This is a genomic window from Mesorhizobium sp. LNJC391B00 (assembly GCF_000502535.1).
GTDB lineage: Bacteria > Pseudomonadota > Alphaproteobacteria > Rhizobiales > Rhizobiaceae > Mesorhizobium.
Genome location: NZ_AYWI01000004.1, coordinates 159,070 through 176,946, shown reverse-complemented (window position 1 = coordinate 176,946; position 17,877 = coordinate 159,070). Strand labels below are relative to the sequence as shown.

The window sequence follows — 17,877 nt, the reverse complement described above, 5'->3', positions numbered from 1 at the left end:
CTCTCCTACGAGGAGAAGGAAACTTTCACCTCGCCATGGCGTGGTATTCGTCGTTCGGCCGCATGTCGATGGCCGCCGCCACGCGGTTCGACATGTTGAAGAAGGCGGCGGTCGAGGCGATGTCCCAGATGTCGCGGTTGGTGAAGCCGGCGTTGCGCAGTGTTTCCCAGTCCGCCTCGACGATCTTTGCCGGCTCTTCCGTCAGCTTGACGGCGAATTCGAGCATCGCCGTCTGTTTCGGTGAAAGATTGGCAGCGCGGAAGTTCATCACCATCATCTCGCCGAAAGCCGGATCGCCGGAGAGCTGGCGCACCGCCGCGCCATGCGCGGTCAGGCAATAATAGCAATGGTTGATCGAGGAGACGACGACCGCGATCATCTCCCGCTCCAGCTTCGACAGGCCGGATTCACCCAGCATCAGATCATTGTAGGTGTCGGTAAAGGCGCGCAGCTTCTTCTCGTCGAAGGCATAGGCAAGAAGCACGTTGGGAACCAGGCCGAGCTTTTCCTCACATTTGGCGAAATAGGCTTTTGTCGCCTCGCTCAGTTCCGCGATACCGAGGTCAAGTGCGCTGATTTTGCCGGACATGGGGTCTCCCTCCTGGTTCACCGCCGCCTGACCGTCGAATTCCTGTAATTCTTATCGAGCCGTCAAACCTTTGTCGCCAAACAGCGGTCATCTGCTACCATAGTCGTAAAAGCATGTGACGGGAGGACAACATGGCGAGCGTGAAATCCGCAGCTAAGCCGAAGAAAACAGCCACCGCCGGGGTGAAACCCGACGGGAAGCCGGCCAGGCTCGCCGACTATCTGCTGGCCCGCGCGCCGGCCGAAGACATTGCCGCCTATGACGCCGCCGACCTGGAGCGCGCCGCCGACCTGGCAGGACGTGCGGTCGCCGCCCACAAGAAGGGCCAAAGTGTCGTCGCCGTCGATGCCGGGTCGGGCGTCTCCCGCGAGGGCCGCCCGATGACGATCATCACCGTCGTCAACGACAACATGCCGTTCCTGTTCGATTCGATCCTCGGCGAGATCACAGAAACTGCCGGCGAACCGACTTTGGTCACCCATCCGGTCATCGTCGTGCGTCACGGCAAGGCCGGCGTCGACGAGATCCTCGGCGACGGCAGCGCCCTCAAGGACGATGGCAATCACGACCGCCTGAGCGTCGTCCATGTCCATATTCCGCGCCTGACGGCGGAGCAGGCCGACGCGCTGGCCGACCGCCTGCGCAAGATGCTCAACCAGGTGCGCGCCGCCGTCAGCGACTGGAAGCCGATGCTCGCCCGTCTCGACCAGGCGATTTCCGAATTCCGCTATTCCGCCGTGCCGCTCGACAAGAAGAGCGTTGCCGAGGCCATCGCCTTCCTTGAATGGCTGCGCGACGACAATTTCACTTTCCTTGGCATGCGCGAGTTCAAATATTCCGGCGGCGCGGAGAGCGGCAATCTGGAGCGCGCCGACAAACCCGGTCTCGGCATCCTCGCCGACCCGGATGTGCTGGTGCTCCGGCGCGGCACCGAGGCGGTGACGACGACGCCCGAAATCCGCGCCTTCCTGCATGGGCCGGAGCCGCTGATCGTCACCAAGGCCAACGCCAAGTCGCTGGTGCACCGCCGCATTTATCTCGATTATATCGGCGTCAAAACCTACACCGCCAAGGGCACGCTTGCCGGCGAGTTGCGCATGGTTGGCCTGTTCACCTCGACCGCCTACACGCGCTCGGTGATGAAAATCCCGTATCTGAGGTCAAAGGCCGAGACCATCATCGCCAAGTCCGGCTTCGACCGGCACGACCATTCCGGCAAGGCACTGATCAACGTTCTGGAGAGCTATCCGCGCGACGAACTGTTCCAGGTGCCGGTGCCGATCCTGAAGAAGCACGCCGCGGCCATTCTCGGCCTGGTCGAGCGGCCGCGGGTGCGGGCGCTGGTGCGCGCCGACCAGTTCGACCGCTTCGTCTCGATCCTCGTCTTCGTGCCGCGCGACCGCTATGACAGCGTCGTGCGCGAGAAGATCGGCACCTATCTCAAGACCGTCTTCGAAGGCCGTTTGTCGGCTTACTATCCGGCTTTCCCCGAGGGCGGGCTGGCGCGTGTGCATTTCATCATCGGCCGCTCCGGCGGCAAGACGCCGAAGGTCGAGCAGGCGGTGATCGAAGCGGCGATCCGCGACATCGTGCGAACCTGGGACGACGCGCTGGCCGAAGCTGCGGAAGCCGTCGGCGGCGATCCATCGCTGAAGGCGATCGCCGCGCGTCTGCCTGAGAGCTATCGCGATTCCTTCAGCGCGGCCGTCGCGCTGAAGGATGCGGGGCGCATCGCCGGCATCAGCACCGCCAACCCGATCGCCATCGACTATTACCGCCATGCCGAGCAGAAACCGCATCAGGCAGCGCTGAAGATCTACCACCACGGCAGCCCGGTAGCGCTGTCGCGTCGCGTGCCGGTGCTGGAAAACATCGGCTTCCGCGTCATCAGCGAGCGCACCTTCGAAGTTGGCGAGGACGGCGGCGACACCGTCTTCGTCCACGACATGGAGTTGGAGAACAGCTACGGCAAGCCGATCGACCTCAGCGATGGCGGCGCGCTGTTCGAGGACGCGTTCCTGTCGGTCTGGCGCGGCGACATCGACAATGACAGCTATAACGGGCTTGCCCAGACCGCCGGCCTGTGGTCGGGCGAAGTCAGCATTCTGCGCGCCTATGGCCGCTACCTGCAGCAAGCCGGTATCCCGCAGAGCCAGGATTTCATCGCGGCCGCGCTCAACCGCTATCCCGACATCGCGCGCGGCCTGCATGCACTGTTCGTCGCTCGTCTCGGCCCGACCGCCGAGACGGAAGGCGTCGTCGCCGCCAAGCACCTCAAGGCCAAGATCAAGGACGCGCTGGAGGAAGTCCCTAACATTGATGACGACACCATCATCCGCCGCTATCTCAACCTGATCGAAGCCTCGTTGCGCACCAATCATTTCGTTGCGGGAACGAAGGCGCGGGGCCAGTCACTGGCGATCAAGCTGGACTCGCAAGCGGTCGATGGCCTGCCGGCGCCGCGGCCGTGGCGCGAGATCTTCGTCTATGGGTCCGAGGTCGAGGGCGTGCATCTGCGCTTCGGCCCGGTTGCGCGCGGCGGCCTGCGCTGGTCGGACCGCGCCCAGGATTACCGCACCGAGGTGCTCGGCCTGGTCAAGGCGCAGCAGGTCAAGAACGCCGTCATAGTGCCGGTCGGCGCCAAGGGCGGCTTCTATCCGAAGAAGCTGCCGATGAGCGCCGGCCGCGACGCCATCTTCGAGGCCGGCACCTCGGCCTACAAGAATTTCGTTTCCAGCCTGTTGTCGATTACCGACAATATCGGGCTGGACGGTGTCATCCCGCCGGCCGGCGTTGTCAGGCGCGACCCCGACGATCCCTATTTCGTCGTCGCCGCCGACAAGGGCACGGCAACCTTCTCCGACACCGCCAATGCCATTTCGGAGAAACACGGTTTCTGGCTCGACGATGCCTTCGCCAGCGGCGGCTCGGCCGGTTACGACCACAAGAAGATGGGCATCACCGCCAAAGGCGCCTGGGAAGCGGTCAAGCGGCATTTCCGCGAGATCAACCGCGACATCCAGGCCACCCCCTTCACCGTCGTCGGCGTCGGCGACATGTCGGGCGACGTGTTCGGCAACGGCATGCTGCTGTCGCCGCAGACCAGGCTGATCGCCGCCTTCGACCATCGCGACATCTTCATCGATCCCGATCCAGACAGAGTGGCGTCGATGGCCGAGCGCGAGCGCATGTTCGCGCTGCCGCGTTCGTCTTGGCAGGACTATGACGAGACCAAACTGTCGGAAGGCGGCGTCATCGTCTCGCGCAGCCAGAAGTCGATCACGCTGCCTGCGGCAGCGGCGGCGGCGATTGGCCTCGCCAAGACCACCGCGACACCGGCCGAGATCATGACCGCCATCCTCAAGGCGAACGTCGACCTTCTGTGGTTCGGCGGCATCGGCACGTATTTACGGGCCTCGGGCGAAACCAATGCCGAAGTCGGCGACCGCGCCAATGACGCCATCCGCATCACCGCGCTCGATGTGCGGGCCAAAGTGATCGGTGAGGGCGCCAATCTCGGCGTCACGCAGCGTGCCCGCATCGAATTCGGCATGAATGGCGGTCGCTGCAACTCCGATGCCATCGACAATTCCGGCGGCGTCAACTGCTCCGACGTCGAGGTCAACATCAAGATCGCGCTGGCGTCCGCCATGCGCAAGGGATCGCTGACCCGGCCGGCGCGCAACAAGCTGCTGGCCGAGATGACCGACGAGGTCGCCGGCCTCGTGCTGTCCAACAATTACGAACAGACGCTGGCGCTTTCCATCGCCCGCAAGCGCGGCCTTGCCGACATCGCGCACCAGAGCCGGTTCATGGCGGCGCTGGAGGCTCGGGGCCTGCTCGACCGCGCTGTCGAGACGCTGCCGTCGCCGGCCGCCCTTGCCGAGCGCGAGGCGCGTGGCGAGCCGCTGACCCGGGCGGAGCTTGGCGTGCTGCTCGCCTATGCCAAGATCGTGCTGTTTTCCGACATCGTCGCCAGCGACGTGCCTGACGACGCGCATTTCGACCGCGACCTGATGGGCTATTTCCCTGACCGGATGGCGAAGAAATATGCGGCCGAGATCCATGGCCACCGGCTGCGCCGCGAAATCATCGCCCGCGTCGTCGCCAACGATCTCGTCAATCGCGGCGGACCGTCATTCGTCAACCGGCTGCAGGAAGCCACGGGGCGCAGCGCGGCCGACGTGGTGCGCACCTTCGCCGTGGTGCGCGACGGCTTCGCGTTGCCGGCGCTCTATCAGGAGATCGATGCGCTGGACAGCCACATCGACGGCCAGGCGCAGCTCGATCTCTACCAGTCCGTCAGCCGGCTTATCTTCGTGACCAGCGGCTGGTATCTGAAGAACGATGCCGGCACCGCAGCGCTCGGCCAGCGCATTGCCGAACTGCAAGAGGCGCGCATGGCGCTGGAGCCGAAGCTGCTCTCGCTGCTACCGGCCTTCTCGCGCGAGCGGGTCGAGGAGAGGCGGTATGGCCTCTTCAAGGCCGGCGCCCCGGAAAAGCTCGCCGGGCAGCTGGCAATGGCCGATGTGGCGGGACTGATCCCCGACATCGCACTGACGGCGCGCACGGCCAATGCCGACGTCGTCGCCTCGGCCAAGGCGTTCTTCGCCGTCAGCGATGCCTTCCGCATTCCGCGCGTCGAAGAGGCGGCGCGTTCTATCACGCCGTCGGACTATTACGACCAGCTGGCGCTGTCGCGCGCCACCGACACGATCGGCGCGGCGCGGCGCGGCATCGCGGTGGCGGCTCTCGCCGGCCATGCCGGGACGGCGGATCCTGTGGCGGCCTGGCTGGAAGCCGGCGGCGAGCGCGTGGCGCGCATTCGCGAGCGGCTGCAGGCGCTGACCGAAGGCGGGGATATCACCGTGTCCAGGCTGTCGGTGGCTTCGGGGCTGATGAGCGATCTGACGGGGATGTGAGGCTCGGGACTTACCCTCCCCCTTGTGGGGAGGGTCGCTGCGAAGCAGCGGGGTGGGGGTGCGGNGCGGCACCGACCCCCACCCGGACCTTCGGTCCGACCTCCCCACAAGGGGGAGGTAGGGGCGCGGCGCCTTTCTTCGCGTCTCTATGCAGGTAGACAGCGGCGACATCCAGGTGAGGGGCAGCGCGAATCTTTGGCGGTTTGCATGAGCATTCGAAACATGCAGACATGGCGTCCGACAAGCGCGGTGTCCGGGGGAATCATCATGGCGGCGATAGATGCAGTGCAGCGGGCATCCGGGCGTGGCATCTGGGGGTGGATGTTCTTCGACTGGGCGGCGCAGCCGTTCTTCACCGTCGTCACCACTTTCATCTTCGGCCCTTATTTCGTCTCGCGCATGGCCAACGATCCGGTTTCGGGCCAGGCGGCCTGGGGCTACGGCATCGCTGTTGCGGGCCTGGTCATTGCCGTTTTGTCGCCCATCCTCGGCTCGATTGCCGACCAGACCGGGCCGCGCAAGCCGTGGATTGCGTTCTTCGCCTCGATCAAGATCATCAGCCTTTGCCTGCTATGGTTCGCCGCTCCCGGCTCGAACCTTTTCCTGGTGGTGCTGTTCTTTTCTCTCGCTTCGGTCGCGGCGGAATTCTCGACCGTGTTCAACGATTCGATGATGCCGCGCCTGGTGCCGAAGAGCGAGATCGGCCACGTCTCCAACATTGCCTGGGGACTTGGTTATCTCGGCGGCATGATCGCGCTGATCTTTGTCGTCGCCTGTCTGGCGGGTTCGCCGGAGACCGGCAAGACGATCATCGGCATCGACCCGCTCTTTGGGCTCGACCCGAATCTCGGCGAGGACGCGCGCGCCACCGGGCCGCTGTCGGCCGGCTGGTATTTCCTGTTCATCCTGCCGATGTTCTTCTTCACGCCAGACGCCATCAAAGGCATTCCGATCGGGCCGGCGGTGCGCGAGGGGCTGTCGGAGCTGAAGTCGACGCTGACTGAAGTGCGCCGGCGCAAAGGCATCTTCCGCTTCCTTGTCGCCCGCATGATTTATCAGGACGGCGTCAATGCGCTGCTCGCTTTGGGCGGCACCTTTGCGGCAGCGATGTTCCATTGGTCGATCACCGAGATCGGCATGTTCGGCATTATTCTCAACGTCGTCGCCATCGTCGGCTGCCTGGTTGCCGCATGGCTGGACACCGCGCTTGGCTCCAAGACCATCGTGATGATTTCGCTCGTCCTGCTCAGCATCGCCACCATCGGCATCGTTTCGACCGGGCCAGGCTACACGCTGTTCGGCGCCTGGATGATGCCGGGAGCCGATAGTGGCGGCCTGTTCGGCACGGCGGCGGAAAAGGCCTACATTTTCTATGGCCTGTTGATCGGGCTGGCGTTCGGACCGGTGCAGGCGTCGTCACGCTCCTACATGGCGCGCAGCGTGACCGCAGCCGAATCCGGCCGCTATTTCGGCATCTATGCGCTGGCCGGAAGGGCGACGAGTTTCCTGGCGCCGTTCATGGTGGCGTCGATCACGCTCGCCAGCGGCTCGGCGCGGCTCGGCATGGCGGCCATCGTGCTGTTCCTGGGCGTGGGGATCGCGATATTGATCTGGACGCCGTACCCGGCGGATCAGCCGGTGGAATAGCGCCGCACTTTTCCTTCTCCCCTTGTGGGAAAAGGCAGAGGCGCTCAATGCCTGAAATGCCTCACGCCGGTAAACACCATGGCGATGCCATGCGCGTCGGCAGCGGCGATGACGTCTTCGTCGCGCATTGAACCACCGGGCTGGATGACGGCAGTGGCGCCGGCTTCGATGGCTGAGATCAGCCCGTCGGCGAAAGGGAAGAAAGCGTCGGAGGCGACCACCGAGCCCTTGGTCAACGGCTCCGCGAGGCCAGCTGCTTCCGCCGCGTCGAGCGCCTTGCGGGCGGCGATGCGCGAGGAATCGACGCGGCTCATCTGGCCGGCGCCGATGCCAACCGTGGCGCCGTCCTTGGCGTAAACGATGGCGTTCGACTTGACGTGCTTGGCGATGCGGGAAGCGAATTTGAGGTCGGCCATCTCGGCCGCCGTCGGCGCGCGCCTGGTCACCACCTTGAGCTCGAGATCGTCGACCACCGCGTTGTCGCGGCCCTGGACGAGCATGCCGCCAGCGACGGATTTCACAGTGATGCCGCCGGCGTGCGGATCGGGCAGACCGCCGGTGACCAGCAGTCGCAAATTCTTTTTGGCGGCGATGATGCGGACAGCGTCCTCCGACGCGTCCGGCGCAATGATCACCTCGGTGAAGGTTTTTACGATCTCCTGAGCCGCTTCGGTATCGAGGATGCGGTTCATGGCAACGATACCGCCAAAGGCCGAAACCGGGTCGCAGGCCAGCGCTCTCGCATAGGCAGCAGCCAGCGAAGCGTCCTCGGCGACGCCGCACGGGTTGGCGTGCTTGATGATGGCAACGGCGGCGCAGCGGTTGGGATCGAACTCGCCGACCAGCTCGAAGGCGGCATCGGTGTCGTTGATGTTGTTGTAGGACAGCTGCTTGCCCTGCAACTGGCGAGCCGTGGCGACCCCGGGCCGCTTGTCGCCATTGACGTAGAAGCCGGCGCTCTGATGCGGGTTCTCGCCATAGCGCATGACGCTTTCCAGCCTGCCGCCGAAGGCGCGCCAGGTCGGGTGCTCGATCTCAAGCGTTTCGGCGAACCAGCCGGAGATCGCCGCATCGTAGCTGGCGGTGCGGGCAAAGGCCTTGGCCGCCAGCTTCTGGCGGAAATCCAGCGACAGCGAGCCGATGTTCATCTCCAGCGCGTTCAGCACCGAGGCGTAGTCGCCGGGATCGGTGACGATGGCGACATAGGCGTGATTCTTGGCCGAAGCGCGGATCATCGCCGGGCCGCCAATGTCGATGTTCTCGACAACAGCGGCATAGTCGGCGCCGGAACGGCGGACCTCCTCGAACGGGTAGAGATTGCAGACGAGCAGATCGATCGGCTCGATGCGGTGATCGTGCATCGCCTTGGCGTGTTCGGGATCGTCGCGCACGCCGAGCAGTGCGCCATGCACCGACGGGTGCAGCGTCTTGACGCGGCCGTCCATGATCTCGGGAAAGCCTGTCAGTTCCGAGACGTCACGCACCGCCAGCCCCGCCTCGGCGATCGCCTTTGCCGTACCTCCGGTCGAGACCAGCTCGACGCCGGCCGCGACCAGCCCTTTGGCGAAGTCGGTCAGGCCGGTCTTGTCGAAGACGGAAAGCAGGGCGCGGCGGACCGGAACGAGGTCGGGTGCCGGAATGTTCTTGGCGGCGACGGCCATGGGCTGGCGGCCTTTCAGGGCTGATTGGAGAGCGTTGCCGGGCCGTAGCACATGAGGTCAGGAAATCAAGCCGGAAGCTCGATCAAGCCGGCGCCGGCAACGACGCTCAGCTGTTCTCGGGATAGCCGGCGATGCCGGTGCGCGTGAGCTGCCAATGCACCTCGGCGATCTCCGAGGCCTTGAAGGCGAGCACGATCTGGCGGCTGCGGCGCGGGCCGCCAAGGCCGGCGAAATAGATCGATTCCTCGACCTCCGGCACCACTTCGGTGCAGGTGAACACCCAGGTGTCGGCCTGGTCGGCGGTCAGCACCAGGCGGTCATGCTCGTCCTGCAAAAGGTTGATATCAGGGTGGATGTGGAAGCGCACCACGACGAAGTCGCGGCCATTGTTGCGGATCGCCGCACCGCCCGGGCGGAGGAAGCGATCCCTGCCGGCGAGCACATTGCCCTCGCTCGACAATTTCAGCTCGCGCTCATGCAGGAAGCCAAAGCGCTGCATATAGCCGTCATGGCGGGCGATGAAGCCTTGCGTGCCCTTCTGGTCGATGCGCTTGCAAGGCACATGCTGCGGGCCGCCGAGCAAGGGTGAGCCGAGCAGGTCGTTGACGCGCAGCGAATGGGAAAACCGCGCCGACGAGGTGTCGTTGATGGTGGCGGTCGAATGCGCCGCAGTGGCACGGGCCAGCGGCCGGAACTCGGCAGCGCCATAGGTGTCGATGCCGGCATTGACGATATAATGCTGGCGACCGGACGAGAGTTCGAAGGCCAGGCACCCGGCATGCGCGGCGTTGGACACATCGACGGCCGGCGACGGGCCGGTATCGGCAATCACCGTAACGCCGCCCATACACAGCCGCTCATAGCCGGAATGCGGCGCGTGCAGCAGCGGCGCGCCGGCGGTGTCGTCGTGGCGCAAGATGGTGGCAATGCGGTCGTGGATGGTCGCGCCCATGCCGTTGAAGCGGGCCAGGCTGCCATCCTGATGGCGGAAGAAACGGAGCGCCGGCAGCATGCGGTCGATGGCGCCCATCAGGGCTGCCGGTGGCGTTTCGGCCTGATTGGCATAGGTCTGACGCAGCGGCAGGAGATCGGCGAGCAGTTCGAGAACCGCCATCGGGTTGCGCGAAATATGGCCGCCGTCGGGAAGGATCTGGCGGTCGAGTTCTTCCGCCAGGTTGCGGGTGGCGCCGCGCAGTGCCGAGGCCGGCGCCGGCAGCGACAGCGCGGCGAAGGCAAGCGCGATGCGAGCGCGCAGCCTGTCCTTGCCGTCCGGCATTTCGCGCGCCATCGAGCGGAGATAGCGGATCTGCACGGCGAGCGATTTCAGGAAGGCGCGATAGAACGGAAATTCGGCCCCTTGTAGGACAACCGAGGAGTGTTGCAACCAGGCAATGACTCGCTTGGCGGTGGTGCCGGGCTCCCAAGCTATGCCGGAAATCTGGTTGCCATGCATGGCGATCCAGTCGGAGACAAGCGCGCGTGCATTGGCGGCGGCCAGCTCGGTGCCGGCGGCGCGCATATGGCGCAGCCAACGAAAGCCGTGCAGCGTCTTCACCCAGCCGCGATTGGCGACATCGATCTGGAATGGCGATTTGCCGCCGGTCTCGACGAGGTGTCCCGACAGCGGATAGCGGCCATAGTAGATCTCGAGCGCGATCTGCGGATCGGCGAGCCTGAGGTCGGGCGGTGCAATCAGGACGCGTTCGGGCGTGCGCCCGGAATAGCGCCAGCGATAAACTGGCCCCGCGCGAAGGCGCCGGCGCGTCTTGCGCCAAAACTCCTTAGCGACAAGCGTCCACAGACGTGTCGTGCTGCCGGCAGCCAGTGCCAAAACCCCTCCTCGTCGCCTGGAGATAGAGCATGCTGTCGCCCGAAAACCGCGTCACACTTTTCGGCATCATGTTCCGGTACCCCAGCACAAGCTTATATGATTCAAGAACTTATGCGAAGTCGAATTCCGCCGACGTGAAGCGCCTCACGCTGCCGGCCACCGACCCACCCCGAAAAAAGTCAAGCGCTTCGCGGGTTTAAGCCCGGCAATCCTGCACTCACTTGCGGTTGTGGCGAGACCGAAATTCGCTGGGCGAACAGTTTTCGCGGTCGCGAAACAGACGGGAGAAATAGAAGGCGTCGTGGATGCCGACGGCGGCCGCAATGGACTCGATGGGCGAATCGGAGGCGGCCAGCATCTGTTTGGCGCGGTCGAGCCTCGTGCGCAGTTGGAAGGCCTTGGGCGACATGCCGGCTGCCCGCGCAAATCTGCGCCGCAAGGTTGCCGGCGACATCGAGAATTTCGCGGCGAAGGCATCGAGATCGACCGGGTCGCACGCGCAGCGGCGCAATTCGTCGACGATGGGCTGCATGTCGGCGGCATCCTGGAGGCTGGGGTTTCGTTGACGGTTGTTCCAATCCATTGCCTGGCGGGCGGCACGCACGACGATGCGATGCATCGTGGCGGCGGCTTCTGCCTGGCTCAGCATCGTATCGAGCGACAGCTCACCATGCAGCCTGTCGAACAGCCGCTGCATTTTGCCGAGGTCGCGCAAGGGGACGACAGGGGCGTCCTCGGCAATCAGCCGCAGCCGGGTGAAATCGCGTATCAAGGCGCCGTCGAAGAGCGCCCAGCGTTCGAGCCAGCCCGATGCGTCCGGCCCGTAGGAATGCATCCTCCCGGGAAGCAGCCAGAACAGGGCCGGCGCTTGGATCGTCTGCATGCCGGCAGTCCTGGTTTCAAGCCAGCCTTGACCGTTCTCAATCAGCACCACGGCGAATTCCGGCAATTTGCGCGCTTGGATCGCCTGCGTGACGCGATGCCGACCAATCCCTGTAACCGACAGGCCGCCGGCCGCGGCCGGTGCGGATCTGTAGAGTGCGTAAGAGAGATCGTTCATGAGCGAAAAGTCCATGGCTTCGTTACGTCCATGGGCGAGTGTGCAAACAGTATGGCATTTCCAGCTAAGGATGGAAAATCGCAGGTGGCTGAAATGTCAAGCTCAACAGGTGGCATGCAACGACGGAGTCCTGTTGCGTCAATCGATCTGAACGCCAACGGCAAGACATTATCGATGGCGCCGAACCGGTTGGGTCATCTCGTGCCAACCGACGCCGGGATCGGCATCGATGCCATTCGAGGCCTCCTTGCCGAGCAAGGCTATGTCTGGCTGAAAGGTATCCTGCCGCGCCGCGACGTCATAGATTTTCGCGGCTGGGCGTTTTCGTATCTGGCCGACACCGGCTTGCTGCAGCCCGGGTCCGATCCCGCGCTTGGCCTGGCGGCCGGCACGTTCGACCGTCAGCTCGCCGATCGCCGGTTGATGGCGCTGGTTCGCTCCACCGCCTATGAAGGGTTCTGCGCACAGCCCCGGATGGCCCGGCTGATGGATGCGTTCGTCGGCGGGCTGTCCTATTTGCACAAGCGCAAGATCATGCGCTTCACCCAACCGGGCACCACCGTGGCGACGCCGGCGCATTACGATCTCGTCTATCTTCGCGGCGGCACCAGCCGCATCGTCACGGCCTGGATCCCGATCGGCGACGTTCCCGTCGACATGGGCGGCCTGGTTTATCTCGAGGGATCGCACGCCATCGGCCTCGACATGGAGGCCCGGTTCGCCAGGGACAATGCCGGGCTGAGCCCGCAGGAGCGCATCAGCGCCTACAACAGGAACATGAGCGAGGGCGGCTGGGTGTCGAAGGACCTGCCCGACATGGCGGAGCGGTTCGATACACGCTGGCTGATCGCGGACTTCGAGGCCGGCGATGTCGTCCTCCACTCGCCCTACATGATCCACGCCTCGACGACCAACCAGAGTGCGGAGGGGCGTATCCGGCTCTCCACCGATATCCGCTACCAGAATGTCGATGATGAGATCGATGCAAGGTGGGGGAAGCACTGGTCCCTGGACGACATGCTTTAGGGGGCGCAGCCGTTCGGGATTAGTCGAGGCATTCGCACTTCGTCATCCCAGGGCGAAGCAGGAGCGAAGCTCCGTCGCGGAGGCCCTGGGATCCATTCCGTGACCTTGGCCGTGGGTTGCAGCGGAGCAGAATTCTGCGTCGTAGCGGCGCTCATGTGTCGCGGCATGGCATCCTCGGGTCTGCGCTGCGTCGCTACGCTCCTTGCTCCGCCCGTGGATGACGAAGTCACGAAGGGCTGCGGCTCTGCCGACAAAATCCTAGGCGACACGTCGCATGCGGGCGGCGAAGAAGCCGTCCAGGCCGGAAACCCCTGGCGAACCAAGGTCAAGATCGGCGGGTGTGGTGCGCAGCGTGCCTTGCGGGGTCAGGAAGGCGTCGATGCCAGCGATTTCGCCGGGCTGCAGCGGATCGTCGGCGACGGTCTTGTTGCCGGCCAGAAAGGCGCGATACAGATCCTCGCCTTCGATCGGGTCCAGCGAACAGTTGGAAAAAACAATCCGGCCGCCCGGTTTGACCAAAGTGACGGCGCGGGCGAGCAGCTTTGCTTGCAGATCGGCTAGCTTTTCGACGTCGGCTACCGTCTTGGTCCATGGCACGTCCGGGTGGCGCCGAACCGTGCCTGTGGAAGAGCAGGGCGCGTCGAGCAGGACGGCGTCGAAAAGCTCCGCCGGCTGGTATTTCAGCAGATCGGCCTGCACGATCTCGGCGGACAGCCCAAGCCGTTCGAGGTTCTGCGTCAGCCGCGCCAGCCGGTTCTTCGAGGTGTCCAAGGCGGTGACTTTGGCGCCGGCAAGGATAAGCTGAGCGGTCTTGCCGCCGGGGGCGGCGCAGAGGTCGGCGACGCGTAATCCTTTGACATCGCCGAACAGCCGCGCCGGAAAACTGGCGGCGGCGTCCTGGACCCACCATGCGCCTTCGCTGAAGCCCGGCAGTTCGGTGACGGAGGCGCTGAGCTTTTCCACTCGCACCGTGCCGGTCGGCAGCACGATGCCGCCGAGCTTTTCGGCCCACAATTCGGGATCGGCCTTGACCGTGAAATCCACCGGCGCCTCAACGCGATGCGCCGCCAGGATCTGTCTGGTCATCTCGGCGCCATAGGCAGCCTTCAGCCGGTCGGAGAACCATTTTGGCGCCTCATCGGTGGCGGCAAGAGCGGCAGGCAGTTCGGTCTCCTTGGCGCGCGCCAAAGTGCGCAGCACGCCGTTGACGAGGCCGGAAAAGCGCTGCGTGCGTGGGTCCGACTTGGCGTGGGTCACAGCCAAATCGACGGCGGCGCTGTCGGGGATGTCGAGGAACAGGATCTGCGCCGCCGCAACATGCAGGATGTGCAACAAAGCTGTGGCGTTGGGCGGCAGCGGCTTTTCAAGGCGGCGGGCGAGGAGCCCGGCAATGGTCATGCGGTAGCGCAGCGCGGTCACCAGTATGGCGCGCACCAGGCCGCGGTCGCGCAGGTCGAGCACTTTGTATTGCGGATGGCCGTTCTCGTGGTCGGTCAGCCCGTCGAGCGGCGTCTTGGCGTCGATCACGGCGGCCAGCAGCCGCGCCGCGGCCTTGCGCGCGGCGAAGCCGGCGACGAATTCGTCCGAGCTGTTTTCGCGATCGCCTGAATGTGCGGGCCGGGATCTGGCGCCGCTCACGACCACGGACCTTTGGGTCCGGTCGGATTGCGGCCCCACGGATTGGCTTTCGGCTTGGCCGGTTTGGTCGGCTGCGTGGGGCGTGCTGCCTTACCCCACGGACCTTGCTCGGCATCGGCCGGGAATTCTTCTGTTTGCTCTGGCGTCGGCGCCTGGCGCGGCGCCGGCTGGAGGCCTGCCATGTCGCGCGCCATCGCCTGCAGCGCGGCGATGCGGTTGTCGGTGTTCGGGTGGGTCGAAAACAGGCTGTCCATGCGCTCGCCGTGAAGAGGATTGATGATGAAGAGATGCGCGGTCGCGGGATTGCGTTCGGCATCCGGGTTGCGGATGCGTTCGGCGCCGCGGGCGATCTTGTCAAGCGCCGATGCCAGCCAAAGCGGATTTCCAACGATTTCGGCGCCGCGCCGGTCGGCCTCGTATTCGCGGGTGCGGCTGACCGCCATCTGCACGATCATGGCGGCGAAGGGCGCGACAAGCATCGCCACCAGCACGCCGACAAAGCCGAACGGGTTGTTGTTGTCGCGGCTGCCGCCGAAGAAGAAGGCGAAATTGCCGAGCATCGAGATGGCGCCGGCGAGTGTCGCGACAATGGTCATGGTCAGCGTGTCGCGATGCTGGATGTGGGCCAGCTCATGCGCCATGACTGCCGCCACCTCCTCATGCGAAAGGCGCTCCAGCAGCCCGGTCGAGGCCGCGACTGCGGCGTTCTCTGGATTGCGGCCGGTGGCGAAGGCGTTCGGCTGCGGATTGTCGATCAGATAGGTCTTGGGCATCGGCAGGCCGGCCTGCTTGGCCAGCGCCCCGACGATGGCGTGGAATTCGGGTGCGTTCCTGGCATCGACCTCGACGGCGCGGTTCATCGACAGCACCATCTTGTCGGCATTCCAGTAGCTGAACAGATTGGTGCCCGCGGCGACCAGGAAGGCGATCATCATGCCGCCGGTGCCGCCGATCAGAAAACCGACGCCCATGAACAGCGCCGTCATCGCGGCCAGGAGCATGGTGGTGCGTAGCGTGCTCATCATCTGCTCCCTGTGCGGCCGTGGCGAAAAAAGGTCGATCGGGGTGAACTCATGGCTATATGATGGGAAACGCCGCCCTTCGTTTCAATCCGCCCGGACTATCGCATGACCGACCAACCCAGCAAAGCTGATGCCGACCGGGAGAAGGACCTGACGCCGGCGGCCAGCCGGGCGCTGGCTGAAGCCGAGGCGCGCCGTGAAGCGTATCGCCAGAAGGAAGCTGCGTTGCCGAAGGAAATCGGCGGCCGCGGCGGCAAGGAACCCGGCCGCTACGGCGACTGGGAAGTGAAGGGACTGGCTAGCGATTTCTAGGGGTTCAGGAACGGAAGAACTGGGGAACTGGTGAACTGAAGAGTTGAAGAAAAAGGCGCATAGCAGTCCTCCAGTCCTCCAGTCCTCCAGTCCTCCAGTCCTCCAGTTCCTCAGGCCGCGCTGCGCTGTGCCCCCAGCGTCATCCAGCCGCTGTCATCGATGGCGATGGAGACGGTTTCGTAGCCGCCAATCGAGTTGTGCTGAGTCGTCATTGGATGCTGGTGAGTGGCGCTGATCACCATCACCGACGCGCCCGCTGCTTCCGCCGCCGCGATACCGGCCGGTGCGTCCTCGAAGACCAGACAGTCGCCGATATCGACGCCGAGCCGTTTTGCCGCCAGCAGGAAACAGTCGGGCGCCGGCTTGCCGTGCGACACATCCTCGGCCGCGACCACCAAGGCGGGAACCGGGATGCCGGCGGCCCGCATGCGCAGCAGCGCCAACGGGCGCGGCGCCGAGGTGACGATCGCCCAGCGCTCTGGCGGCAAAGCGTTGAGGAACGGCACGGCGCCGGCGATCGGCAGCACGCCTTCGACATCGTCCGACTCGGCCTGCAACAGCACAAACGCCTCATGAACAGGGTCGAGGCCGGGAAGCGCCAGCCTGGTGATGGTCTCGACCGCCCGCACGCCATGGATCGTCGGCAGGAAGGCTTCGACGTCGAGACCGTGCTTAAGCGCCCACGCCGCCCAGACGCGCTCGGCCGAGGCGATCGAATTGAGCACCGTGCCATCCATATCGAACAGGAACGCGGCGAATTTTCTGCCTGCAAACATCAGATTTTCCACGGGGTTAGGGATCGTTTCGGGAGGGTCGAAACATGTCGTGCGACCGTAACGTCGCCACGCCTGCCTGGGAAGCCGCGGGAGAGCCTTTTCGATAGTTCCAGGGAACCATGGTCCCGCCTCTGGCGTTTTGAGCATACTGTTTTCCACGGGATCGAAGGGGCAATCATTGTGCTGATCCGGCTCGGCTACGAAATCGCCATTGAATGCGTCGGCGCCACGCCGGTCATCTCGCTGCTTGATATCCACAGGGATCGTCAGGCCGACATCAAACGGCAGACGCGCGTGCTGACGTCGCCTTCAGTGCCGAGCAAGGTCTATCACGATCTGTTCGGCAATACCTGCCGCCGCTTCACCGCACCCGCCGGCAGTTTCCGCATTCTCTATGACGCAGCCGTCGAGGACAGCGGGGAGCCTGACGCGGTCAACACGCTGGCCAGGGAAGTGCCGGTGGCGGAACTGCCGGACGATGTGCTCGGCTACCTCCTCGGCAGCCGCTATTGCGAGACCGATCATCTGAGCAGTCTGGCCTGGCAGCTTTTCGGCCATGTTCCCTCCGGCTGGGCGCGGGTGCAGGCGATCGTCGACTATGTCCACAACCGGCTGTCCTTCGGCTATGGCTATGCGCGGTCGACGCGCACCGCAGCCCAAGCGCATGAGGAGCAGGTTGGCGTATGCCGCGACTTCGCCCATCTGGCGATCACGCTCTGCCGCTGCATGAACATCCCGGCCCGCTATGTGAACGGTTATCTCGGCGACATCGGCGTACCGGCCGACCCGGCGCCGATGGATTTTTCGGCCTGGATGGAAGTGTTCCTCGACGGCAAATGGTACACGTTCGACCCGCGTCATAATCGTCCGAGGATAGGCCGCGTCGTCATCGCGCGCGGTCGTGATGCCACGGATGTCCCGCTGCTGCACAGCTTCGGCCCGCACCAACTTTCGCTGTTCAAGGTCTGGACCTACGAGCAGGAAGGCAATCTGTTCAACCCGCCCTATCACGGCGTCGACAAGACGGTGAGCGCGCGGATGCTGGCGTGACCGGATTCTGATCCGCTTCGACACACAATCCGGAAATGGAAAAGGCCGCCGCTCCTTGACGAAGCCGGCGGCCTTCCGTGTTTCCGTCCGTGGCGCGGCCAATGGCGGCGACCGAGGTCACCCGCCGCGCTTATCGCGCCTTAACGGGAAGACTGCTTCCCGAAAGTGCAATCCGCTGAGGCCACGTTCTGGAAAACGAAATCACTCGACATCGGATCACCTCCTTTCGATTTGTTGAACACGTACAGATGATGGGGTGCGTTGCAGCAAAAAACAAGATGCCGATTTGAAATAGCTGGCGAGCCGCCTTTTGCGCCGGGTTGCGAAGAGCCGCGAGGGCGGG

General features: G+C 64.6%; 12 protein-coding genes. 5 read left to right on the top strand and 7 right to left on the bottom strand.

Features of this window, described 5'->3' with window-relative positions; all coding sequences use genetic code 11:
* Positions 1–25: 25 nt before the first annotated feature.
* Positions 26–589: a peroxidase-related enzyme gene (locus X750_RS152975; protein ID WP_023737930.1), complete on the bottom strand. Its 564-nt coding sequence runs from the start codon at positions 587–589 to the stop codon at positions 26–28.
* A 131-nt stretch (positions 590–720) separates the two neighbouring features.
* Between X750_RS152975 and X750_RS152980 the strand changes: the two genes are divergently transcribed.
* Both X750_RS152980 and X750_RS152985 read left to right on the top strand, forming a co-directional pair.
* A complete protein-coding gene (locus tag X750_RS152980; protein WP_023737929.1) occupies positions 721–5,511 on the top strand; it encodes an NAD-glutamate dehydrogenase in 4,791 nt (1,596 codons plus the stop codon).
* Between the two features lie 267 nt (positions 5,512–5,778).
* A complete protein-coding gene (locus X750_RS152985; protein ID WP_023668636.1) occupies positions 5,779–7,158 on the top strand; it encodes an MFS transporter in 1,380 nt (459 codons plus the stop codon).
* Positions 7,159–7,202: 44 nt separating this feature from the next.
* Here X750_RS152985 and purH read toward each other — a convergent pair whose 3' ends face one another.
* The 3 genes from purH to X750_RS153000 form a co-directional block, all read right to left on the bottom strand.
* Positions 7,203–8,819, bottom strand: coding sequence for a bifunctional phosphoribosylaminoimidazolecarboxamide formyltransferase/IMP cyclohydrolase (gene purH / locus X750_RS152990; protein WP_023747333.1), 1,617 nt, complete (start codon positions 8,817–8,819; stop codon positions 7,203–7,205).
* Between the two features lie 106 nt (positions 8,820–8,925).
* The gene (locus X750_RS152995; RefSeq protein ID WP_023732954.1) at positions 8,926–10,650 is read right to left on the bottom strand and encodes a heparinase II/III family protein; all 1,725 of its coding nucleotides are present in this window, start codon (positions 10,648–10,650) and stop codon (positions 8,926–8,928) included.
* A gap of 217 nt (positions 10,651–10,867) precedes the next feature.
* Entirely contained in the window at positions 10,868–11,710 is an 843-nt protein-coding gene (locus X750_RS153000) for an AraC family transcriptional regulator (RefSeq protein WP_023698251.1), read from the bottom strand.
* Between the two features lie 93 nt (positions 11,711–11,803).
* On the opposite strand from X750_RS153000, the gene X750_RS153005 reads away from it, so the two are divergent.
* Positions 11,804–12,736 carry a phytanoyl-CoA dioxygenase family protein gene (locus X750_RS153005; protein ID WP_023747332.1) on the top strand — a complete coding sequence of 311 codons (933 nt, stop codon included), beginning with the start codon at positions 11,804–11,806 and terminating at the stop codon, positions 12,734–12,736.
* 258 nt (positions 12,737–12,994) lie between these two features.
* On the opposite strand, the gene X750_RS153010 is transcribed toward X750_RS153005, so the two are convergent.
* Together X750_RS153010 and htpX are read right to left on the bottom strand one after the other, a co-directional pair.
* The gene (locus tag X750_RS153010) at positions 12,995–14,380 is read right to left on the bottom strand and encodes an RsmB/NOP family class I SAM-dependent RNA methyltransferase (protein ID WP_023747331.1); all 1,386 of its coding nucleotides are present in this window, start codon (positions 14,378–14,380) and stop codon (positions 12,995–12,997) included.
* Entirely contained in the window at positions 14,371–15,396 is a 1,026-nt protein-coding gene (htpX, locus tag X750_RS153015) for a zinc metalloprotease HtpX (protein ID WP_023747330.1), read from the bottom strand. Before htpX ends, X750_RS153010 begins: the two co-directional genes overlap by 10 nt.
* A 105-nt stretch (positions 15,397–15,501) precedes the next feature.
* Between htpX and X750_RS153020 the strand changes: the two genes are divergently transcribed.
* Positions 15,502–15,708: a DUF1674 domain-containing protein gene (locus X750_RS153020; RefSeq protein ID WP_023688862.1), complete on the top strand. Its 207-nt coding sequence runs from the start codon at positions 15,502–15,504 to the stop codon at positions 15,706–15,708.
* Positions 15,709–15,818: 110 nt separating this feature from the next.
* Here X750_RS153020 and X750_RS153025 read toward each other — a convergent pair whose 3' ends face one another.
* Positions 15,819–16,484 carry an HAD-IA family hydrolase gene (locus X750_RS153025; RefSeq protein ID WP_023704958.1) on the bottom strand — a complete coding sequence of 222 codons (666 nt, stop codon included), beginning with the start codon at positions 16,482–16,484 and terminating at the stop codon, positions 15,819–15,821.
* 180 nt (positions 16,485–16,664) lie between these two features.
* On the opposite strand from X750_RS153025, the gene X750_RS153030 reads away from it, so the two are divergent.
* Complete coding sequence (locus X750_RS153030; RefSeq protein ID WP_023693194.1) at positions 16,665–17,534, top strand: transglutaminase family protein; 870 nt, start codon at positions 16,665–16,667, stop codon at positions 17,532–17,534.
* The last annotated feature ends 343 nt before the right edge of the window (positions 17,535–17,877 follow it).